Source organism: Pedobacter lithocola, assembly GCF_042650845.1.
GTDB lineage: Bacteria > Bacteroidota > Bacteroidia > Sphingobacteriales > Sphingobacteriaceae > Pedobacter > Pedobacter lithocola.
The window spans coordinates 565,849-589,054 of record NZ_JBHSBW010000007.1 but is presented as its reverse complement, the minus strand read 5'-3'; the positions used below and the strand labels follow the sequence as shown (position 1 = coordinate 589,054).

Sequence of the window (23,206 nt, the reverse complement as noted above, 5' to 3'; positions counted from 1 at the left end):
TATAAATTGAATAACCTAATAAATCATGTTCTGCATTGGCAAGTCTATGATAAAAGTATCATCATAGATGATAATTACATTAATGTTTTTAAAATTTCAGTTGATATTTATCAAACAATTAAAGATAGTTGCAAGCTTATTTTAACCTCTGATGAACTAAATAAAGCAAATAGATTTGCCCAAGAGGATGATAAAAAAAGATATATTGTTGGGAAATTTTACAGCAAAATGCTATTGGCAAAAATGATGGACAAAAAGCCGACAGATATACATTTTGAATTTAATAAATATAAAAAGCCATATATAAATAATATACATTTTAATATTAGTCACAGTGGAGATTATGTAGTGATAGGATTAAGTACAAATGCTATAGGTGTAGATATTGAATACATTAATACAAATTTAGATTACCAAAATCTTATATATCAGTGCTTTAACGGAAAGGAAATTAAAATGATAACTGATTTATATAGCTTTTACCTTTTTTGGACAAGAAAGGAAGCATTATTAAAAGCAACCGGAGAAGGCTTAACAGATAATCTTCCGGCTATTGATTGTACCGTAAAGAATGCAGAGCGATTTGGAGTTTTTTACGAACTAAAAAGTTTTAAATTGAATGATGGATACTTTTTAAGTATAGCATCATCAAAGCATCAAAGCATGTATAAATATTGGCATTTAACATAATAAATTCAATCCCTAAATTTCCTAAAAAAAATATTTAAGCCGTCTAAATATCTCATTAAGCGCCTCGATTAACCTAAAAAATTATAATTATAATTGTATTCCAAATTTCATTTCATCCCATGGAAATTCAAAGAGTTGATAACATTACACATCAGGAATTTATAAAAAATTTCTATGAACCAGGTATTCCTGTTGTTTTTAAAGATGCTTCCAGCGTTTGGAAAGCTAAAGGATTACTTACGCCAGAGTGGTTTAAAAGTAACTATGGCGAAAGGGTTTTAACAAAAGAAGGTAAAACTTATACCATGAGTGAGGTTTTTGATTTGGTAGAAAACAGCACGGTAGAAAATCCGGCACCATATCCATTAAAATATAATATTACTACTGACTTACCTGAACTTTTACCACTCATTCAGCCATTAAATTTAAATTATGCTTTACCAAATTGGTTGGAGAGTCAATGGTTCAAGAAAGGCTATTGGGGTAGTGCAACAGAACTTTTTATTGGCGGGCCTGGTGGTAAATTTCCATACTTACATTTAGATTATTACCACTTAAATGCGTGGATTACACAATTATATGGTGAAAAGCAGTTTACAGTTTTCCCACGTGGACAGGAAGATTTACTGTATCCGAAAGCGGATGATCCATGGCGTTCGGAAGTAAACATTTTTGAACCTGATTACGAAAAATTCCCTAAGTACAAAAATGCCACACCTGTAAACTTTACAGTTGGCCCGGGTGAAACATTGTTTATACCTTTCGGCACATGGCATTCGGCATATTCGCTTACTACAACTATTTCTGTAGCTTTCGACCAGCTCAATGAAAAAAATTATAAGCCATTTTTAAAAGATGTATGGGATTTTAAAAGACGTGAAGGACTAGTTAAAGCGCTAACGATGGGTAGTTATGCCTGGCTTGGTTGTAAAATTGGAAACAACTTAAGATAATTCTAAATTCTTTGATATTCAATCTTGACTTCGCTTAAATTTTAATTCAATTAAACAAACCAAAATCATGGCTGCTCTTAAAGAAACTTTAAAGAAAATAATCAAATTTCACCCGTACTCGCATGTTAAGCCACTTCAGAACTTGATTCATGTTGGTTCTGAGCATCACGGTTATACCATTCCAAATAATTATTTAGATAAAAATTCTATCTGCTATTGCATAGGTGCTGGAGAAGATATATCATTTGATACAGAACTAAAAGTTTTATTTGATTCGAATGTCTTTATTTTTGACCCAATGCCTGAAGGTATAAACTATTTCAAAAAATTAAAAGACACATTAGCTAAGGGCGAAACATTTGGGGTGTTTGACGATAAAAATTTCGTTTATCGTTTAAATAGCAAACAGATCGATGAAATAACCTATGTAAACAAAGGTGTGTGGAATGAAAAAACAACCTTAAAATTTTACGCACCTCAATTAGATAATTATATATCTCATTCTGTTTATCTCTTTCAAGATTCTGACGATTATATAGAAGCACCTGTAGATAAGTTAAAGAACTTTATGCAGGAGTTTGGTCACATATCAATAGATTTGGTTAAAATCGAGATTGAAGGCGCTGAATACACAGTCATTGATAGCATTGTAAAAGATAAACTCGATATCAAAATTATTTGTATTGAGTTTGATGAAGTGTACCATAAAAAAGATTTAGCACATAAGCTTAGAATAAGAAAATCATCAAATCAACTTATGAAAGCAGGCTATGTTATGGTGCATTCTACCTATATGATGAAAAGAACTTTTGTGCGTAAAGATATTTATGATTTATTAAAATCTAAGGAATAATTTCCTTTCTAAGTTTTTCGCAAAGAACGCTCCCAAGCTGCACTCTGGTTCTTTTTATAATATCGAATCATTCCTGCTAACACAGCATAATTCATAATGCAAAAATAGTAGGGAATAAAAAATGCCTTTATTTTGATGTTTTTTTGTTCGAAAAACCAACCCAATGCGCTTAGCAAATAAAATAAAACTTGAGCAAATAAAATAGCCTGGTACAAAATTAGGTCGGTTTTAAGCACAATCATTACGTTAAGAACAACCAAGAAGATTAATAAAAACGGTGTAATTGTCCACCTTAAAACCCGGTGAGATATATACTGAAATGTAAGCACTGGATAATGAAACGGATTAGCGGCTTTCTTTAATCTTAAAATGGATTGAATCCCTCCGGCCGCCATTCTTATTTTTCTTTTTAATTCTTCTTTCACATTTGCTGATGATGTTTCTGATGCATAAGAATTTGGTTCATAAGCAATTATATATCCTTTCTCAGCAATACGCATGGCAATCATGTGGTCATCAATAATCGTATCCGATTCTACCGGCTGATAAAGGGCTGTTCTAATACTAAAAAGTTCCCCAGCTGCACCTACATTTGAATACAATTCGTAATCCCACTTTTTTAACTTCGATTCATATTTCCAATAAAAACCTTCACCTGCAGAACTAGCATCAGCAAGTTCTTCTACCATTATTCTCTTTTCGCCGGCAACCGCACCTACTTTAGGATTTTGATAGTGCTTTACAAGCTCATTTATCGCCGCTTTATTTAAAAAAGTATTTGCATCGGTAAATATTAAAATTTCGTTTTTAACAAAAGGCATAGCTCTTTTAATAGCGGCCATTTTACCCGTTCTAATATCTTCATGCAAAAGCTCAATTTCGCTATATTTATTTATCCTTTCTGCGGTTTCATCCGTAGAGCCGTCAGTGATAAAAATAACCTGCATTTTATTTTTTGGATAGTCTAAATCGAGTGTATTTAAAACTTTTTCATCAATAATATCTTGCTCATTCCATGCAGCAACCAGAATGGTAACAGTCGGTAATTCTGCATTAACATTAAAAGAAAAGGGTTTTGTAAAAAGTCTTTTTAATTTAACCAACAGATACAATAAAAAACCATAACCTACAAAAGTGTAAATTATAAGGAATAGGGAAATCCAGAAAGCTATAATCATTTGGGATGTTTAAATTTTAAAACCTAAATTTTTACTGTTTTTAGAGTGTGTTAGATTCCAAAAGACACCCTTAAATGTCCATTTAACTAAATCCAATCTATTTTTTAAAAGGTACGTTATAATTTGTTTGCTACAAGCTACAAAAATGTAGTATAAGCTAAATAATATCGTGTTAAGGAGGCCTGTGTTTTTCCTTATAAACAGCATCCGATTACGCGTCATGAAGTAAGTTTTTATTGCACTCTCCTTCCCTACGCTCATCGATTCCTTGTGGTAAATTTTCGTTTCACCTGTAAACCATATTTTCTTACCTGCTCTCCTAAATCTTTCGCACCAATCTAATTCCTCATAATACAGAAAAAATTCATCAGCCATTAGCCCAACATGATCCAAATCAGTTCTTCTGCACATCATTGCGGCACCGTGGCAATATCCAGTAATTCTGCTATCATTATCAAACTGACCTTTGTTCTGCTGCATGCTGCCAACACCACTATTTCTACCTGTTAGATAATTCATTTCGGTAAAACCCGCATATTGAATGATATCGGGTTGGTCGTAATACAAAATCAATGGAGATAGTAAACCAATTTCAGCATTACTTTCCATTTCGTTAACCAATACATCAATTGTGGTAGAAGTTATTTCTGTATCATTATTTAAAAGTAATAAGTAATTGCCGGTTGCTTTTTTTATCCCCAAGTTATTGCCACCGGCAAAACCCAGGTTGATGTTTGAGCGCACATAGATCAATTCAGGATATACGGATTTATACTCCTGCTCAAACTCTTCTCTACTCCCATTATCCACAAAAACAACTTCTACATCATAAGTGGATGGGTTTTGTTTCAATGAATTTAAAAAATCTAGATTAACCTGGTGCTGATTGAAATTAACGGTGATGATTGATACTGATTTCATTATTGGGTAAAAATAACGAAATAACCAGAACTAATTAATATAAATAAAACTAAATCTGTAGTAGTTTGTTATATTTTGATTAATCAAACATCTAAGATAAAGTATCTAAAATTATACAGGAAACAACAATATAATCCAACAATCAGGACCCTATTTTAATATATATTCCTAAATTTGGACATTGTCCCTTTGGTAATTAAAAAATCTAATGTTTACACAAGCTATTCTGATTAGTAAGAATCGCTAAATAATATTAAATAATTACATCATCCTAATTAAAAAAATGCGCATAGCCCACCTTATTTTAACATACACCGATCCCCACCAAACAGAGAGAATGATTAATAACATGATGCATGAAAATTTCGATTTTTATATTCATGTTGACAAAAAATTCGACATCAATCCTCACCTTTTTTTAAAAAAAATACCAAATGTTTATTTTATAAATAATAGAATTGATGTTAAATGGGCAGGATTTAACACTGTAAAAGCAACATTTGAATGCATAAAAGAGATTGTTAACAGAGGTGTTGATTACAAATACATAAATTTTTTAAGTGGCCAAGATTATCCTTTAAAACCTGCAGCTTTTTTGGCTGAGTTCTTCGAAAAAAGTGATAAAGAGTTTTTAAGCTATAAAGACATCAAAAACGATTGGAAAGAGGGTTTGATAAGAATGGAGAAGTACTTTTTAACCAATTACAATTTTAAAGGTAAAACTTCTTTAGAAAATTTAATTAACTACGTTATGCCGAAAAGGAAATTGCCTTATAACCTTCATCCTTATGGTAAATCAATGTTTTGGATGCTAAGTCCCACAGCTGCAATGTATGTAGTTGATAAAGTTGAAAGCGATAAAAAGCTAATTAATTTCTTTTCACTATGTTGGGGAAGTGATGAGTTTGTATTTCAAACCATGTTATTAAATTCTCCATTTAAAGATAAAATCAAAAACGATAATTACAGATACATAGACTGGTCTTTAGGTGGTGCAAATCCGAAGGTGCTAGATGAAAATGATTTTGATGCTTTAAAAAATTCAAACATGCTTTTCGCCAGAAAAGTAAATGAAACTAAAAGCAAAAAATTATTGGATTTAATTGATAGTCAACTTTTAACCTTATTAAGCGTATTCACATGGGTCATATAATAAACCTTACAACATATAAAGACAGTCGAGGAATTTTAACAGTATTAGATAGAGTTGTCGATTTCGAAATTAAGCGTCTCTTTTACATCTATGCAGTTGATGATTCTGACCGTGGTGGACACAGACATCATAATACTTACCAGGCAGCTATTTGCATTAAAGGTTCTTGTAAAATAACCAATAACGACGGCCATAAAACTGAAATATTTGATTTAGATACACCTGAAAAGTGCCTTATTTTAGAGCCGAACGATTGGCATGTGATGCATAGCTTTACGGAAGATGCAATTTTATTAGTTCTTGCTTCAACAGCGTTTGACCCCAAAGATTATATTTATGAGCCATACGAGAATACCTTATGAGAATTTAAAGGCTCTAAATAAACCATTTGAAGAAGCATTTAAATTAAAATTTAACGACTTTTTAAATAGTGGATGGTACATACTTGGTAATGAAGTTGCCCAATTTGAAAAGGAATTTGCCAATTATCATGATGAAAATTATGTGATTGGTGTTGCGAACGGTTTAGATGCCCTAATTCTTTCGTTAAAGTGCTGCAATTTTAACAAAGGTGATGAAGTTATTGTGCCTTCGAATACTTACATAGCAAGTATTTTAGCCATTTTGCAATGTGATTTAGTGCCTGTATTTGTCGAACCAAATTTAGAAACATACAATATAGATCCTAAAAAAATTGAGGAAGCCATTACGCCGAAAACCGTTGCTATTATGGTAGTTCATTTATATGGTCAATGCTGTGATATGGAACCCATAATTGATACCGCTAATCAAAATAATTTAAAAATCGTTGAAGATTGTGCGCAGGCTCATGGTGCAAAATATAAAGGAAAACTAGCCGGTACTTTTGGTGAATATGGTTGTTTTAGTTTCTACCCTACAAAAAATCTTGGTGCATTAGGCGATGCCGGAGCGATAGTTTGTAAAACTGAAGAGGATTATGTTAAGCTTAGACAATTGCGAAATTATGGATCGGAAAAAAAATACCATAATGGCATTATTGGTTACAACTCTCGTTTGGATGAATTACAAGCATCTTTTTTACGTGTTAAATTACCTTATCTAAACGACATTAATAATCATAAAAAAACTTTAGCCTCTATCTACCAAAGCAATTTGAATGATAATTTCATTAAACCGATAAGTGATAATGATTTTGATAATGTTTACCACATTTACAATATCAGACACAATGAAAGAGATAGGCTAAAAGCTTATCTATCAAAGAATAATATTGATACAGAAATTCATTATCCAGTTGCTCCACACAAGCAAAAAGCACTTTATCAGTTTAATGATATGATTTATCCAATATCAGAAGAAATACATGCTACCACATTAAGTTTGCCATGCTCATTTGCCCACAAGGCAGATGATATATACAGAGTTGTTGAAGTTTTAAATCAATTTAATTAAATCATTAATGCACTATTTAGTAAAAGAACTTGCTCCACCTGTATTAAACACTTTACGTTGGTTTAGTTTCAAATACGGGTGGAAAGGTAATTTCAAATCTTTTGATGAAGCAAAAGCGCAGTGCACCGGTTACGATGAAAGTCATATATTAAATAGAATTGTAGAAACAACTGGCAAAGTGAGAGATGGTAAAGCAGTTTATGAAAGAGATGGTATTATCTATGACGAAGTACAAATAAATCATACTTTATTAAGCATATTGTTGTTTGTTGCTGGTAGAAATGGAAATAAATTAACCTTAGTTGATTTTGGAGGATCATTAGGGACATCTTATTACCAGTGCATTAAATATTTATCACATTTAGTAGAATTAAATTGGTGTATAATAGAGCAAGCAAACTATGTAGAGGTTGGTAAAAAATCCTTTGAAAATGCTAATGTAAAATTTTACTACTCAATTGAAGAGTGTATTGCTGATGGTAAAAATCCTGATATTCTATTGATTTCTAGCACTTTACAGTACATTAAAGAACCTTATAATCTTTTAAATCACCTGCAAACATTCAATATACCTTACCTAATGCTCGATTTGGTTGGATATAATGACACTGAGGAGGATAGAATAACAATTCAAAAGGTCCCTCCTGTTTTTTATGGTATAGAGGCGTCATACCCTTGCATTTTTTTCGGGAAAAATAAATTAGAAAATCAAATCAAAAAAAATTATGACTTGGAGTTTGATTTTATTTCCGAATCTCAAAAGTATTACATAAACTTTAAGCCATTTCGATATCAGGGTTCTTTTTGGAAATTGAAATAGATATTAATATTTATCTAATTCATCTAATATCGCCGAATCTAAATCGATATCAAATTTTCTGGCAAAAATCATTTTAGAATTAACGATTTTGGATAAATCTGCAATGCCTAAAAACTTCGGATTGGGCTTACCTTCAGACCAATCTATATAACGTAGGTTATCGTGATTGGTATGTTTGCTGTATTCAGAATTCATAATTACAGTTGCTATAACGAATTCATCCGAACCCCACGTGTATTTGAAAAAATCATGATATTTCGCATTCCTATATAGCTTACTTACTACATAAGTTGCAGTATCGTAGGTGATTGTCCACCAAGAAGAGTTGCTACCACCATAAAACTCCATATCATCCGGTAACTTCCTTTTTTGAGCCATAGAATTAACTACGGTTTGTAAAAGATATTTACCTTTTAAACCTGAATCTGTAAAGTGGAATTTCTGAAATCTATCGCGTCCTTCCCTATACCAAACAGAATCTTTTCTATCTATATGCATAAAGTTTTGACCGATTTTATCAATAAAGAAATTGTAGGTTTCATCTGCTGAATGTATCGGATAATCCTGACCACTAATTAAATTGATAAACTCATATTGCTGTTTAGTAGCGATAACTTCTTTAAGCGATTGAACTATTGCCCTGGTAAAACTCCAGCCAGCCCAGTTACAATTTACTCTTTTTTTGATGAAATATATTTGCGGAAAATGCTCCAAAAACTTATATTCTAAAGCATCAACCTTTTCATCTAGATGTATATAAATATCAAATCCTGGGTGTTTTAAACGATTTACCAAACGCAACAACTGCGTCGGATTTTTATGAACCATTATAATATGAGCAACACGCATTATTAGGGATTAATTTTTAGGGTTGATTTGTAATTTGATAGAGATAAACACTAACATCAGCCGTGTTTGATGTCTTGATAAACTTTCCTATTTTTGATAATTCTGTTTTCAAGTTTGCTGCTGGAAGATTCTTATTTTCGTAATACCATTTTGGCATGCTAATAGGATCACCAACATTTGATAGAAATTTGTTGTTAAAGATAACCCAAACTCTTTTATTATTCTTAATTTTTTTAAAATCTGAGCTCAATTTCGTGTTATAATCAGCAAGATTTGTAGAATTCCATCTAAAATCCTGACCTTCAGTAACTTTAAATTTATACTTTTTTAAATTTGAGTAAACTTTAAAGCCAGGCAATTCATTCCAATAAACATAAACAGCATCTCCATCTCTATATTCTTTATTAATCATATCGAATAATTCTTTTTGATATGATTTTTTATGTTTGTAAAATGTTGCACTGCTTGTTATCGACTGAAAAGATTGAATAATTGGTGAGATTAATAATAGGCTAACCATAATTATTTTTAATGGCTTAGCCTTAATTAAACCGTCCAAACCGATACCTATTAATATTATAAAGATTGGTGTTAAAAACAGCCAAAACCTTTCTGTTAGCGGATAAAGTTCTAATCCGGAAGCAAGCAATACCAATAGCAATGGAAACACAAATACATTAAAATTTTGGAGCGAATTTTTAAAACAAAAATAAATTCCTGCGGCCAATAAAATGAATGGTAAAAATGGCATTTTAATCAATGGAGTGTAAGAATGTGTCTGTGTTCCCGCTTCAACAAAATTCCAAAGCAAACCCATAGGATAATCCAACATCCTGTAAAAGCTTGTAAAAAACCAACTTAAATCTGAAACAGATTTAGGTGGTAATGGCATAAAATCTCCATAAAATCTGAACCAACTAACTACCCATTCTGCATCTGGAGTTTTACTAATAAAAAAAACGAACAGTAAAATAAAGCTTACCATCCAGGTAATAAAAGGTATAAAACTTCTAAACAGGATATTCCATTGTTTATTTATTACATAATAAACTGATAAACCAAAACCAATACCACCTAATATAAAAATTGCAGAAAATGAAAACCAAAGTATAACAGCTCCGCCTAAACTCCAAATAATTATTTCTTTAACACCGTTTAGTGTTCTATATTTAATAAACAGGTAAAATGATAAAATCGAGCAAAGCAATTCGGTAGAATATTGCTTAATCTCTACTGAATGATAAACGAAAGCTGGCGAAACACATAAAATCGCCATTGCAACTAAAATGCCCGTGCTTTTTAAAAAATACTTTGTAACAGGAATAAATATTAAGATTGATAATAATCCTGATAGAAGCGGTACTATTCTTAAACCATACAGATTGTTACCAACAATATTTAAAAATAATTTTACAATTAGCAAAAATCCAATGGGTGCCTTCTGTTGATAATCTAATGGTTTTGTTACAAGCTGCTGAAAGTTAAAATTTAGCAAACTAGATGTTAAATATCCCTCATCCAACCACAACGACCTATTAATGAAGTAATGGTATAACCTTAAAAATACGCCTAAAACTATAATCAATAAAAATAAATAAAAGCTGAATTTATCTTTTAGAGTGTTTTTTAAAGGAAATGGCATGCAAATAGACAGTCTGGATTTTATGCAATATCGGAATTTTTAATAATTTTACATAAATAAATCACCCCCTGTGCATAATATATCTCTGAATAATTTAGAGGTAGTAGTTTTTGATGTTGATGGTACCTTATATAATCAAAGCCTTCTCAGAAAAAAAATGCTATTCTCCTTAATGAAATACTTTGTTTTTCATCCCTGGAAGATTAACGAATTATTTATTCTATACCATTTCCGTAAAGAAAGAGAGAAAAATAAAGGATTTAAAGGTCCAAATCTTAATGAACAACAGTATATATGGTGCAAGCAAAAAATAAATCAACCTATTGATAAAATTAGAGAAGTTGTAGCTAAATGGATATTCAATTATCCCAATCAATTTTTAAAGTCTTGTACCTACCCAGGTATTCATCTTTTATTTAAATCACTAGCCGAAAAAAAAATTCGTATTGCGATTTATTCTGATTACGATTCGATAGAAAAGATGAAAGCTATGGAACTAAAAGCCGATCTATACGTTAGTTCAACAGATGCTCAAATCAATGCATTCAAACCTAATCCTGATGGGTTAGAATTTATATGTAATGAATTTGGCGTAACTGATAAAAATCAATGCCTATTTATAGGCGACCGGTTGGAACTGGATGGCGAATGCGCAAAAGCAGCAGGAATTTCTTTTTTAATGGTTGATGAAGTAAATGAAAAAAATCCCCTATTTGAAAACCTCTCAAAACAAGTGCTTAATGTTATTAAGCAATAAATATTATGATTGATAAAATTACATTCCCTCAAGACCCAACATCGGCAGAAGAACCAAAAGAAACCGAGCTCAAACGGGCTAGCTTAAAAGAATATGTTTCCATCGCACGCCCAGATAATTGGGTAAAAAACCTATTTATGGTACCTGGGATGCTTTTTGCATTATCAATATTTCATACTCCCTTAAATTCAGCCTTAATTATAAAAATTGTTTTAGGCGCAATTAGTATGTGTTTAATCGCATCGGCAAATTATGTTATAAACGAATATTTAGATGCAGGTTTTGATAAATTTCACCCATTAAAGCGAAAAAGATCGTCAGTTGTAACCATGATAAACCCAAGAATTGTATATACAGAATATGCAGTTTTGGCATTTATAGGTATCGCACTTTCATCCTTTGTATCGATTAAGTTTTTGTCGGTTGCTACGTTTTTATTAATTATGGGTATTATTTATAATGTAAAACCTTTCCGAAGTAAAGACCGTGTTTTTCTTGATGTTTTAAGTGAATCGGTAAATAATCCAATTCGCTTTGCTGCCGGATGGTTTATATTCAGTCCTGCTTTAGGAATTCCTAGTAGTAAATGGGATTTAAATTGGATTAACACCTTTCCACCAGTTAGTATCATAATTGCTTATTGGATGGGTGGTGCATTTTTAATGGCTACAAAAAGATTTGCCGAATATCGGTTAATTGATAACCCAAAACTAGCTGGCTTATACCGCAAATCATTTAAAATTTACAATGAAAATAGCTTATTAGTTTCGATGTTCTTTTACGCAATAACCTGTGCCTTTTTTATGGGAATATTCTTAATTAAAGATAGAATTGAGCTTTTAGTTAGCTTCCCATTTTTCGCACTGTTATTCTCCTGGTATCTTAAAATAGGCTTATTAGACGATTCACCAGTACAAGGTTCGGAAAAATTATATACTAGAAAATGGTTTATGCTTTATTTGGCTCTTTTTACAGCTCTACTTTGTATATTAATGTTTGTTGACATCCCTTGGTTGCACTGGTTTTTAAATAATGCAAATAATTACAATTACGATTCTTAAAAATAGATGAAAAACGATAAATACGATTTAATTGTTGTGGGGACTGGTTTTGCTTCGTCATTCTTTTTACAAAAATATTTAGCCAAAAATAAAGGAGATAAAAAAGTTTTGGTTTTGGAGCGAGGCTATTTTTACAGCCATGCAGATAAACTGAAACTTAGAAGAGGAGAAAGTTTGACTGATATTAAATACGAACAAAAATGGGATTCGCTTGTGGAAAATTTTAATCCGAAAAAAGATTGGCATTTTACAACCGGATATGGTGGCAGTTCAAATTGCTGGTGGGGTTGCACACCGCGTTTTATGCCTTCTGACTTTAAAATGAAATCGCTTTTTGGAGTTGCACAAGATTGGCCAATTTCTTATGATGACATCGAGCCTTACTATGAGGAAGCTGAAGAAATTATGCAAATTTCCGGACCAGATGATACACCATTTCCAAAAAAAGGAAAGTATCCATTACCACCACATAGATTTAGCAAAGTAGATGAAATTTTAAATAAAAAGTATGGCAATCAATACATAAGCCAACCTACGGCTAGAGCTAGCCGGGCAACCGCAAACAGAAATGCATGTATGGCATCGAGCACGTGTGGCACCTGCCCTGTTGATGCCAAATTTAGCATCGAAAACTCTGGTATGTCCGTTTACCAAAACCCGCAAGTGCAAATAATTTATGGAGCCCAGGTTTATAAACTAGAAATAATAAACGATGTTGCTAAAAAAGTTTGCTACGTTAAAGATGATAAAGAATATACAGCTGATGGAGAAGTTATAGCGCTTGGGGCAAATCCATTTTTTAATACTAATATTTTACTAAACTCTGGGGATAAGAATCAATTTACAGGTAAAGGTTTCGGTGAACAATTAGGTATTCAAGTACTTATATATTTAGATAATTTAAGTAATGCAGGTGGTAGCACGTGGGTAAACGCAAACGGATACATGCTTTACGATGGCCAACACCGAAAAGATTATGCAGCCTGCTTAATTGAAGTAAATAATGCTCCATTTATTAGGTTTGAAGAAAATAAGTGGCTTAACATTGCAAGCTTTAGATTGGTTTTTGAAGATTTGCCAGATGATAAAAACTATATTACAACATCTTCAAATAAATTGAAACCAGAAGTGCATTACGATGGCCGTTCTGATTATGCGGAGAAAGCCTTCAAAAACGCCAAAATAGAACTACCTAAAATTTTATCCTGCTTGCCGGTTGAACGCTTAAAATACCTGGATCCATTTCCAAATGAAGGTCATATTATTGGAGGAACGAGAATGTCGGAAAATGCAAATACTGGTGTGGTTGATAAATATTTAGTCCATCATAAATATAGAAATGTATTTGTTTTAGGAGCAGGGGCTTTCACTACTTATAGCGCAGCTAACCCCAGCTTAACGCTCTCTGCCCTATCTTTATTTGCAGCTGATAAAATGTTTTAATTATGGAAAGAAGAAGCTTTTTATTATTATCGGGTGTATTGGTTGGTATGGTTGCAATTCCACCCTCACTATACTTTGTTTCGCCCAGCATTAAAAAATATGCAGCCAGGTTAATCGAAAAGGAGTTATCCTATCTTAAATTGGATAAAGAAGGACTTAATAACTACATAAACGATTATTTTACAAGCGGAGCCAATAACATAATGGCTAATGTAAAATGGAAAGTTTTATATTATGGAAGAAGTAATTCTAATAATTCTAATAACGTTAACGACCTTTTGCGATATTATCTTTTATCAACCGATTTCTTTCTAAACCAAATGAATGTAGAAAAAACGGTTAAATATTTAGGAATTTTCGATCCTTATAAAAGCCCTATAGCCAATCCTTTTTCTTATATACTACTACCTGAAAATGAGAAAATTGGTTAATTCAATTCTTTATAAATTTGTTTATAAATATTGGTATTGAGAGGGTTTTTTAAAATTATCTTTAAACTTTGTTTTAATAAATAAGGGTAATCCTTTTTACGTATTGCAATATTAATTTGTTCAAGAATAATATCGTTTGATAGCATTTTCTCTAGCTGTTTTAAATCCGATATCGTAATGCCTAAAAATTGATTATTGAGCGAATTACTACTAACCAATTCTTTTAAATAATTATCCATGAATTGTTTTTGCCTTTGCCCCCAATAGTGAAAAACTACACCATCAGCTGGTTTTATTTCTGTAACTTTTTGAAGAACTAAGGAAAATGCAAGTTGCTCGCTAACAAACCATTTCGAATTTTGATAGAATTCAAAGGTCAAATCGGTAACATCTGCCATAAATGATGAAAAATCACTATTTAAAGCCAACACCCCTGTATTCCAGCTGTAGTCGTTTTCATTAAATTTTACGGTTTCATTATTTATTTTCAACACTCTTCCCGAAATAAATTTCATGAAGGATAGTGGAAAATGTGCTTGATTGAATACGGCAAATTCCGATATTGCGTCGCCCAGTCGATATTCCCGTTTATGTAAAAAGCTTTTTCCTGAAATAAAAGAGTTTAATATACGTGATGGATTTCCGATAAAAAAAGTGTCTGTATCAACAAAAAACAAATGCTCATTAGGATATTTTTTAAAAGTCGAATCAATTACACCAACTTTTTTTAAATGATGAAATGTTGTGCCTTTTAAAAATTGCCTTTCCAAATCTGCAGTTAGCAATACATATTCTATATTTAATGATGAAAAATAAGTTTTGAATGCTTCAGGATTATCAGTATAAATGATAAACCTTGTGTTTTTTAGATCTGGCTTCCAACTAAGAAAACTGTAAATACAAAAGATTGCTCTCCTATACTCAACAGTACTTCCATAAGATAATAGCACAAAATTTTTGAACATAGATGATTTTTGGCAATGAATTAAGGTTTTTATTTTAGGATAAAAACCTTAATTTTTGAAGTGCAAATATATAACTATTAAAATTAACGCATCTTTTGTTAAGAAGAATTCAAGAAATGATAAAGGCAGATATAAACGAATAAGATAATTTATAGCAAACGAAATCATTTTTGTAGCGATTTGGAATTATTAAAATCATCAAATTGGTGTACAGGAACACTCCTTAATAATATTAATAGCATGCAATATTTAATGAAAATAACGAAGAATTATTTAGCAAGAACATAATAAAAACTTAATTTTCTTAGCATGATGATTTTTTAAAAATTATCCTATATTGCGATAAGAAAAAAGCATAATACAAAACAGAACAAAAATAAAATGTTTTGTATTTTTTTTAATACAAGATTAAACACAAACCAAACAATAATAATTAAACAACACATTATCAGCGCATTATGAATTAAAATTGCGTATATTTAAATTGTAATTTTAATGTCATAAACATCGACGAGTTACAATTTTATTTCATACTTAATTTTAATGATAAACTTGCTTGAATATGTTTTAACAACCCTTATGATTAAACTTTCAATCTTTAAAAAAATTTAACGAGCAAATTAATACACAATAATCAAATTATCCCCCGTTTTAGAAGCAACAAACAATTATTAATTTATCTTTAACAAATTTTAATGAGAATCACTCCTACAATGCCTCTTTTCATCGCTCTATTCGTTATTTTATTTGCTGCTTGCAAAAAAAATACTACCCCAGAGGAACTTAAATCTGAAACATCTGTAGTGCTTCCCATAACTAGCCCAGCTACTCCAACAACACCAGTAGCTATCATTCCATCGTACGAGGTTGGTTCTGGTTCTGGATACTTAACAATAGATGGCAAATCTTTAGATTTATCTTCAATTAAACTTATAAAAGTAAAAGGAGGCACATACAAAGGCCTCTATATTAAAAATATCATAGCTTCATCTTCAAGCCCAGTAAAAATTGTTAATAACGGACAGGTAAATATATCCGAAGGGATGGAAACTGATAATGTTAGTTATGTAACAATTTCTGGAGATGCCACAAGTACTATATCTTATGGCTTTGCATTTGAAAATATTGCTTTAAGAGCAATAAAACTGAACGGACTTATGAACGGTGTTACGTTGAAGAATATGAGTTTCAAAAATGTAAATGATTATTGTATTGCAGGAGAAAAAACAAATGGTAGTAACTTGGCATACAATGGGAGTTCAAATACTAGAGTTGAAAAGTTTAAAATTTTAAATTGTCTTTTCGATAATGCTGGTCAAATTTCTTTTGGAGGCAATTTAAACGAGAATGAAGATACTGGGCTTTTTAAAGATGTTGAAATTGCTAATAATATATTCCAAAATACAAATGCTGGAAGCGTTTGTGCGTTTACAAACGTACAAGATTATAACATCCATCACAATATCGTAAATAACATCAATCAATCTACAAATAACCACAACGGCGTTTTCTACATGCAGGGTAACGGCATTTTTCATGATAATAAATTAACAAACTATCAAGGTAATGCAATAAGAATGTGGATATACTCAAGAGGAAGTTCTCCAGCTACTGTTGAGATATATAATAATATTTGCTATAATACCAGGAAATACGGAGGTTTTGAGATTCAACAGTTTGATAGAAATATCATTGCTGGAAAAACAACTTTTGTTAATGCTAAAGTTTATAACAATACTGTAGGTAAAATGAACACATCAAAAGATTGGGAGGGTCAAATTTTAGATTTATATAATTTTGGTGGAACGTTAGATTACTATAATAATTTAGGATTTGAATTATATAAAGCTCAAGGTACTATTACTGATATGATAAATTACAATGGCAACGCTGCTAAAACAAACATATCTAACAATAAGTATTTCGCTCAGCAATCAAGTGCAGTGGCAGACATTAATAAGTTTATTTCGCTATTTGCGGGAATTGGTTCATCAGGAATTTAATAGAGTTTGCTAAAAATTTTGAAGGTTCGTAAAATAAAAACTTACGAACCTTTTTTATGAATTAAGTAACGGGGTAGGTAAATTTTAAGGATATCAAAGTGATTTTCAATAAAATTCAAAACCAAGTGAAATGTTTTATATCTTAGCTAGATAAATCCCAATAAGACAACACTCTTCAGATGAATTTTATCTATTTAGACTATAAAAGTCTGTACAAACTAATTTGTTTTAAATTAATGGTGAAATAAATTGATTTATTAAATTATATATACCAATCTCAACTTTTAAACGCACATAACAGCCCGATTCAATCCTATAACAGAAAATATCAAGTAGTAAGACTTGATTGATCAAATCATCCCAACAATAATGACAATCTTATATAAGTGGAGGCTCTTCTTGCCATACTTCTTGATAATGTTACTCTTAATACTTATTACCCTGAGAATAATGGTAATTTTCTTGAACGTAGCAGATATAGCAGGTATGGAACAGAATGTAATATACAGCATTCAACACCTTCTATATAATGGCAATTTATACACATCACCACTAAATGCTCCATTCTCGATTACACAATATACACCATTATATTATCTTATAAATGCCTTTACCGCAAAAATTTTAGGTTTTACAGAGGATGATATTTATTCTTTATATCACATTGGTCGATTTTGGAACCTGCTATTTAACTTAGCAAGTTCATACCTTATTTATAGGATTGGCAAAGATTATTTTAAGATATCTGGCAATAAAGCATTAGTGCTTCTTGTTACTTCATTCGCTTTAAATTTTGCACATAATTTTGCTGTAAGACCAGATTCTTTGCATGATTTAGCAGGCATTTCTTCCATTTACGCAATGGTTGTATATTATAAATCTGGAACAAAAAAGATTATTAGTATTCTGCTTATTGTTGTACTAACAGCTATAGCGGTATTTTCAAAGCAAAGTGGAATTCAGTTTATCATAATTTTTGTGGGCTTTGCCTTCCTTATTAAAGACTGGTCAACAATGATAAAATTGATTATCTCCACCACTTTATTTTACGGAATCCTCTTTTATAGCACCTTTTTAGTATATCCGTCGTTTTTTGAGAACATTATTGGAGGTGTAAAAAATGGAATTGATGTTTCAAACTTTATAAAATATATACTCACCAGAAACATATTTATCTTAACAGGCTGGCCTTTAATTTTTTACTTTTTATATCTTTTAATCAGTAAAAACTTACTTTTTAAAGGACTAAATATTAGTAAGCTTATAGCTGTAAGCGGATTAGGAACGCTAATATTTGCCACGGTAACTGCACTAAAAATGGGTGCAACAACTCAATATTATGTAGTTTTTATGAATCTAGCTTTAATTGTAGCACTAAATCATAGCTTTGCTATTAATGCATCAGGGCTAAAATTTTTAATCCATAAATACGCATTAATACCGATTTTCGGCTTGTTCATAATCTTAATATTTGGTTTTAATACTTTTCAATCAATCGCAAATTTTAAAGAAGACCCAAAATTAATATCACAAAAAAATACTACTGCCAAGATTGTTAAATTCATAGACTCAAATTTGAAAAATAATAGTGCCAAATACATTTATTCAAATTTAGGAACGGATACTTACGCACCATCCAGACAATTTTTAAATAATATTTATTTTAAAAATTGCCTTGTTCCGCAACGAGATATACTCGAATATTCTACCAGCAAACTCGAAGTAGTTGGATATAATGAATTTGCAAAATTGTTAAACGATGGAAATATAGAATACATAATCGATTCCACCCCGAATTCTAAATATGAAATTGTTAAAGATTTTAATAACATCAAAAAATCAGATTACACGATAGTATTAAATATCGATGGGTATTTAGTTTATAAGAATAATAAAAGTACATGGAAGAAAAAGTAACAATCATTACCCCTTGCTTTAATGAAAATACTACCGTAATTTCATTTCTGCAGAATGTTGAAAGCGTAATAGAAAAGCTTCCTTACAACTTTGAGGTGGTTGTTGTAGATGACTGTTCCTCAGACCATACGCTTTCCTTGTTAAAGCAATTTAATTTCTCGGCAATAAATGCAACACTTACAATATTAGAATTAAAATTTAATGTAGGTCATCAAGCAGCCATTTATCAGGGCTTATTATATTCAAACAGTTTAGAATCTAATAAATTTATAATTATGGATTCTGATGGTGAAGATGACCCAGAAGCTATTGCTGATTTGGTAAAATTTAAAGATTTCGATATTGTAAATGTGGCCAGAGGCAGAAGAAAAGAAAGTTTTTCATTTCAAGCTTCATATTACATTTATAGATTTATATTTAAAATTATAACCGGCAAAATCCTAAATTTTGGGAATTTTTGCATGATAAAAAAGAAGGTTTTACAAACCTCATGCTATACCGGATTTATACATTTTGCAGCTCATCTTTCTAAACAAAAAGTTTCATCAACCAGTATTGTTTATAACAGGTTAAAAAGAATAGATGGAAAATCTAAAATGAACTTGACCAGCTTGGTTCATCATGCATTTAAATCTTTTGTAGAATATGCAGAAGAATTATTAATGGTTTTTTTAAGAATTTTTATGCTGATAATCGTTTCTTTCCTTGGCTTTATCGGCATAGTATTATATAAGAAATTTTTTACAGATGAGGCTATTTTAGGCTGGGCTAGCACCATGACTGTAAGTTTATTTACAACGGCTTTAATCTGTATCGGCTTCTTTGTAATGGGAATTTTATTATTAAATATGATATCGCAAAAGAGCCAAAGCAAGAAGGAAATTTTTAATAAACTATCAGATAATGAAATTTTACCGTCTGATAGTTTAAAATTATAGAAGAAGAATTCTTCTTCTATAATTTTATGAAAGCCTTTTTTATCTTATTAAAAATCTTTCTGATATGCCTTTGATTTCCACTAATTGGTTTGAAGTTTTTCCACGGAGTTAGAGATAAATATCTATAAAACTCATCTTTGTAAACTTCTTTCGAATTATAGGTTTTAAATATTGGTTTAATATCAAGAAAATGCACTAGTGAAGGATTATCATTTTCATTAAAGGCAAACCAGTTCCATTTTGGGTCTAGCTGTAACCATTTATTAGCTAAAACAACATTTAAGCCATATTGGTCTGCCAGCTGAACATATTTTTTATGAATTCTTAATGCATCAATTACTTTTTCAGAAATCCCTTCTGCCTTCCATTTTTTTGGATTAACGACTAAAACACCCGAGTTAAAATATTTTGTATCAGCTGTAAGCCCTAATTCTGCATAATTTGCAATTCCACCCCATTTACAGTCAACAGTTTTACCAACATCCTGCGCTGCAGCAACTGTGTATTCTCCTAAGGATAGATTCCATAATTTTGAAATATCATCCTGAACTATTGTATCAACATCTAAATAAATTAATTTTTCTACGTCTTCATCAACTACATAAGGAGAAAAAACCCTCATATACGCTGTTAATGGAAAGGCCGAGCTATCAACAGGAATCGTGATATGCGATGGAACGATTTCTTTGCTTTTAAACCATTTAATGGTTATCCTTGAGGGATCTACAATTGATTCTAATTTTTTTCTAAATGACTTTGCAATTCCATCATCAATGATATGAAAATCAATATGTTCATTAGTCTTGTGATTTAAATCAATTGATTTAAGCAATGCAACAATTAATATTGCGTAGTGGTTATCACTAGCACATATTATCGATATATTATTATTTACTTTCACGCTATAAGAGTTATATAAAATTATCTGATTATTATTTCAAAAATTTAAACTTCAATTTTTGAATAATGTTATTTACCTTTTTTAAATATCTGCTTGAGGCACCAATTGGTTTAAAATTTACCCACTTCGTTTGATTTAGATAATTATAAAACTCATCGCGATAATTATAAGCATAAGTTTTATAAATAGGCTTTCTATGAAAATAATGAATGAGTTTTGGCTTGGGATCTTCATTTACAGAAAAGCAATTCCATAATCTATCAATCTCAAACCAGTTGCCAATTAATGCAATATTTAAGCCGTACTGATCGCCTAGAGAAGCATATTTTTTATTTTCGTTTATAGCATTAATTGTTTTTCTGGTAATATCTTGTTCAAGCCATTTCTTAATATCAATAATTTGCAAACCAGCATTAAAGTATTTTTCATCAGGATTTAATCCCAACTCTTTATAATTTTCAATTCCGTTTCCAATTGTTTTAGTTATAGGGCCAATTGTGTCACTTGCCGCCCCAATTACAAATTTTCCTATATCAATAGCCCATAGGTTTGTAATATCATCTAACATTATCATATCAACATCCATAAAAATTGCTTTCTCAACATCTTTAGGTACAATGTAAGGTATAAGCAACCTTATGTAGGTGTTTATAGGATATGCATTATTTACAATAGGAAGATTAATATCTTTAGGAATAATATCAGTCATTTTTAACCAAATTAAGTTCATCTTATCTAAACTTAAAGATTGTTCTAACTTAGACTTATTTGCCTTAGAAATCTTATCATCAACGATATATATATCTACAATTGAATTATCAACGTGATTCATCTCTATTGATTTTAACAACGCTGCCAATAAAACAACATAGTTGTTATCGCAAGCCAACACAACAGAAATATTATTATTTTTCATTGATTAATTTTTGTGAACTTTTAAAAAAGGTATTATTTAGCTGTTTAATTAGAATAATAATTTCTTTAAACCCAACTTGATAAATACTTAAAAAGCTGAATTTTGAATATTTATTTAATGGTTTATAGGTCATATAAATTGCAACAAGTATAGGGGTTATTGATGCAAAAGCGATTGAATAAACCGAGTGATAAATACTTACAAATGCAAAAACTGCTGCAAGATTTACTAAAGACATTATAATTATTTTGTAGAAGTTTATTTTTGGTTGATGAATAATATCTACACCTATAGCAAAAAATCTATCTGCAGGATATAATAATGCTACAACCATAAATATTCTGAAAAGGTTTGGTGCTTCATTAGCAATATATCCTTTGCCACCAAGCAAATGAATAATTGGTTCTGCAAAAATTAGAGCTACAATTACCACAGGTATTAATACAATGGTTAACATCCCTATAAGTTTTTTTAGCGTATAAACCATTTCAACTTTTTCGCCCTTATTGTAATGTGCAGATAGTAATGGCATACCGCTGGTAACAAAGCTTAATAAAGGGATTTCAACTATTTGCAATAATTTACCACCCAAATTGTACATGGCTAATGCAGCTGGGCCTATTAAAAAATTAATTACAAATGTGTTTGTTACCCCAAATAAATTTGAGCTTATATTGGTTCCCATACTGTATTTACCAAAATGGAATAGTTCCCAAGCGGTATCAAGTTTTGCTTTAAATACTGATGAAATCATAGTCCACCGTAATACTAAAACTACACAACTTGCCAACAGGTTTGAACCTATAAAAGTGTACATAACTGTCATTAAATTCAGTTTTCCTAAAAATGCAAGCGAAAATATTATTAATGTGTAAGAACCTTGATTGAATATTCTTAACCATAACAATCTATCAAATCTCTTGCTTGCTTGAACTATACAATCGGCCATAAAACATGGTAACGTAATAAGCGATATAATAGAAAAATATTTTAAAAATAATGCTAATCCTTGGTCTGTAACGTACCTGGATATAAAATACGTTGGTATATTAATTATCAAAAATATAACCGAAATTACCAATGCTAGTAGCCAAGCAGAGCCTGCTACTTCATTTCCTCTTTCTTCGGTTGTACCTGAGAAAAATTTAACAATTGTTATGGTTAAAAACCCTGCTCGTAAATTATCTATCAAGCCAACAATAGCTAAAAAGAATATATAAATACCAATATCAACTACAGTTAGGTTTCTATATAAAATGGATAAGGTAATCATTCCAAAAACTGCCATCATCCCATTAGCAAGCAGTGATTGGAAATGCATGTTTTTAAAAATTGCAAACGCCTTTTTTATAATATTCATCTTCTATTTAGCGTTATCGCA

The 23,206-nt window shown here is 30.8% G+C and carries 22 protein-coding genes; 14 read left to right on the top strand and 8 right to left on the bottom strand.

Annotated elements, in window-relative coordinates; genetic code table 11:
* Positions 1 to 6 precede the first annotated feature (6 nt).
* The 3 genes from ACFOWA_RS04895 to ACFOWA_RS04885 all read left to right on the top strand — a co-directional run bounded on the left by ACFOWA_RS04895 (position 7) and on the right by ACFOWA_RS04885 (position 2,496).
* Entirely contained in the window at positions 7 to 690 is a 684-nt protein-coding gene (locus tag ACFOWA_RS04895) for a 4'-phosphopantetheinyl transferase family protein (RefSeq protein WP_378982353.1), read from the top strand.
* A gap of 119 nt (positions 691 to 809) precedes the next feature.
* A complete protein-coding gene (locus ACFOWA_RS04890; protein ID WP_378982351.1) occupies positions 810 to 1,643 on the top strand; it encodes a cupin-like domain-containing protein in 834 nt (277 codons plus the stop codon).
* A 67-nt stretch (positions 1,644 to 1,710) separates the two neighbouring features.
* A complete protein-coding gene (locus ACFOWA_RS04885) occupies positions 1,711 to 2,496 on the top strand; it encodes an FkbM family methyltransferase (RefSeq protein WP_378982349.1) in 786 nt (261 codons plus the stop codon).
* 8 nt (positions 2,497 to 2,504) lie between these two features.
* On the opposite strand, the gene ACFOWA_RS04880 is transcribed toward ACFOWA_RS04885, so the two are convergent.
* Positions 2,505 to 3,674: a glycosyltransferase family 2 protein gene (locus ACFOWA_RS04880; RefSeq protein WP_378982347.1), complete on the bottom strand. Its 1,170-nt coding sequence runs from the start codon at positions 3,672 to 3,674 to the stop codon at positions 2,505 to 2,507.
* Between the two features lie 9 nt (positions 3,675 to 3,683).
* Entirely contained in the window at positions 3,684 to 4,595 is a 912-nt protein-coding gene (locus ACFOWA_RS04875) for a glycosyltransferase family 2 protein (RefSeq protein WP_378982345.1), read from the bottom strand.
* Positions 4,596 to 4,878: 283 nt separating this feature from the next.
* On the opposite strand from ACFOWA_RS04875, the gene ACFOWA_RS04870 reads away from it, so the two are divergent.
* The 4 genes from ACFOWA_RS04870 to ACFOWA_RS04855 are packed head-to-tail and all read left to right on the top strand — an operon-like array spanning position 4,879 to position 8,002.
* Positions 4,879 to 5,748 carry a beta-1,6-N-acetylglucosaminyltransferase gene (locus ACFOWA_RS04870; RefSeq protein WP_378982343.1) on the top strand — a complete coding sequence of 290 codons (870 nt, stop codon included), beginning with the start codon at positions 4,879 to 4,881 and terminating at the stop codon, positions 5,746 to 5,748.
* A complete protein-coding gene (locus ACFOWA_RS04865) occupies positions 5,736 to 6,110 on the top strand; it encodes a sugar 3,4-ketoisomerase (protein ID WP_378982341.1) in 375 nt (124 codons plus the stop codon). Before ACFOWA_RS04870 ends, ACFOWA_RS04865 begins: the two co-directional genes overlap by 13 nt.
* Positions 6,085 to 7,182, top strand: a complete 1,098-nt coding sequence (locus ACFOWA_RS04860) for a DegT/DnrJ/EryC1/StrS family aminotransferase (RefSeq protein ID WP_378982339.1) — start codon at positions 6,085 to 6,087, stop codon at positions 7,180 to 7,182. Before ACFOWA_RS04865 ends, ACFOWA_RS04860 begins: the two co-directional genes overlap by 26 nt.
* Before the next feature lie 7 nt (positions 7,183 to 7,189).
* Positions 7,190 to 8,002 (top strand): methyltransferase, TIGR04325 family, encoded by an 813-nt coding sequence (locus ACFOWA_RS04855; RefSeq protein ID WP_378982337.1) that lies wholly within the window; start codon positions 7,190 to 7,192, stop codon positions 8,000 to 8,002.
* Between the two features lie 3 nt (positions 8,003 to 8,005).
* On the opposite strand, the gene ACFOWA_RS04850 is transcribed toward ACFOWA_RS04855, so the two are convergent.
* Positions 8,006 to 8,851: a beta-1,6-N-acetylglucosaminyltransferase gene (locus tag ACFOWA_RS04850; protein ID WP_378982335.1), complete on the bottom strand. Its 846-nt coding sequence runs from the start codon at positions 8,849 to 8,851 to the stop codon at positions 8,006 to 8,008.
* Between the two features lie 16 nt (positions 8,852 to 8,867).
* Complete coding sequence (locus ACFOWA_RS04845) at positions 8,868 to 10,436, bottom strand: hypothetical protein (protein ID WP_378982333.1); 1,569 nt, start codon at positions 10,434 to 10,436, stop codon at positions 8,868 to 8,870.
* Between the two features lie 127 nt (positions 10,437 to 10,563).
* Here ACFOWA_RS04845 and ACFOWA_RS04840 point away from each other — a divergent pair, with 127 nt between their 5' ends.
* The 4 genes from ACFOWA_RS04840 to ACFOWA_RS04825 are packed head-to-tail and all read left to right on the top strand — an operon-like array spanning position 10,564 to position 14,185.
* Entirely contained in the window at positions 10,564 to 11,250 is a 687-nt protein-coding gene (locus ACFOWA_RS04840; protein WP_378982331.1) for an HAD family hydrolase, read from the top strand.
* A gap of 5 nt (positions 11,251 to 11,255) precedes the next feature.
* A complete protein-coding gene (locus ACFOWA_RS04835) occupies positions 11,256 to 12,311 on the top strand; it encodes a UbiA prenyltransferase family protein (protein ID WP_378982329.1) in 1,056 nt (351 codons plus the stop codon).
* 6 nt (positions 12,312 to 12,317) lie between these two features.
* Positions 12,318 to 13,754, top strand: coding sequence for a GMC oxidoreductase (locus tag ACFOWA_RS04830; RefSeq protein WP_378982327.1), 1,437 nt, complete (start codon positions 12,318 to 12,320; stop codon positions 13,752 to 13,754).
* A 2-nt stretch (positions 13,755 to 13,756) separates the two neighbouring features.
* The gene (locus ACFOWA_RS04825; protein ID WP_378982325.1) at positions 13,757 to 14,185 is read left to right on the top strand and encodes a hypothetical protein; all 429 of its coding nucleotides are present in this window, start codon (positions 13,757 to 13,759) and stop codon (positions 14,183 to 14,185) included.
* Here ACFOWA_RS04825 and ACFOWA_RS04820 read toward each other — a convergent pair.
* Positions 14,182 to 15,150, bottom strand: coding sequence for a hypothetical protein (locus ACFOWA_RS04820; protein WP_378982323.1), 969 nt, complete (start codon positions 15,148 to 15,150; stop codon positions 14,182 to 14,184). The genes ACFOWA_RS04825 and ACFOWA_RS04820 overlap by 4 nt on opposite strands.
* 695 nt (positions 15,151 to 15,845) lie before the next feature.
* On the opposite strand from ACFOWA_RS04820, the gene ACFOWA_RS04815 reads away from it, so the two are divergent.
* From ACFOWA_RS04815 to ACFOWA_RS04805, 3 genes are all read left to right on the top strand, one after another.
* Complete coding sequence (locus ACFOWA_RS04815; RefSeq protein WP_378982321.1) at positions 15,846 to 17,153, top strand: hypothetical protein; 1,308 nt, start codon at positions 15,846 to 15,848, stop codon at positions 17,151 to 17,153.
* Between the two features lie 417 nt (positions 17,154 to 17,570).
* Positions 17,571 to 19,070: an ArnT family glycosyltransferase gene (locus ACFOWA_RS04810; protein ID WP_378982319.1), complete on the top strand. Its 1,500-nt coding sequence runs from the start codon at positions 17,571 to 17,573 to the stop codon at positions 19,068 to 19,070.
* On the top strand, positions 19,055 to 20,008 hold the full coding sequence (locus ACFOWA_RS04805) for a glycosyltransferase (protein ID WP_378982317.1): 954 nt from the start codon (positions 19,055 to 19,057) through the stop codon (positions 20,006 to 20,008). Before ACFOWA_RS04810 ends, ACFOWA_RS04805 begins: the two co-directional genes overlap by 16 nt.
* Before the next feature lie 16 nt (positions 20,009 to 20,024).
* Here ACFOWA_RS04805 and ACFOWA_RS04800 read toward each other — a convergent pair whose 3' ends face one another.
* The 3 genes from ACFOWA_RS04800 to ACFOWA_RS04790 are packed head-to-tail and all read right to left on the bottom strand — an operon-like array spanning position 20,025 to position 23,146.
* Positions 20,025 to 20,909 carry a glycosyltransferase family 8 protein gene (locus ACFOWA_RS04800; RefSeq protein WP_378982316.1) on the bottom strand — a complete coding sequence of 295 codons (885 nt, stop codon included), beginning with the start codon at positions 20,907 to 20,909 and terminating at the stop codon, positions 20,025 to 20,027.
* 31 nt (positions 20,910 to 20,940) lie between these two features.
* Positions 20,941 to 21,825: a glycosyltransferase family 8 protein gene (locus tag ACFOWA_RS04795; RefSeq protein ID WP_378982314.1), complete on the bottom strand. Its 885-nt coding sequence runs from the start codon at positions 21,823 to 21,825 to the stop codon at positions 20,941 to 20,943.
* A complete protein-coding gene (locus ACFOWA_RS04790; protein ID WP_378982312.1) occupies positions 21,815 to 23,146 on the bottom strand; it encodes a lipopolysaccharide biosynthesis protein in 1,332 nt (443 codons plus the stop codon). The genes ACFOWA_RS04795 and ACFOWA_RS04790 overlap by 11 nt, the downstream gene beginning before the upstream one ends.
* Positions 23,147 to 23,206: the final 60 nt, after the last annotated feature.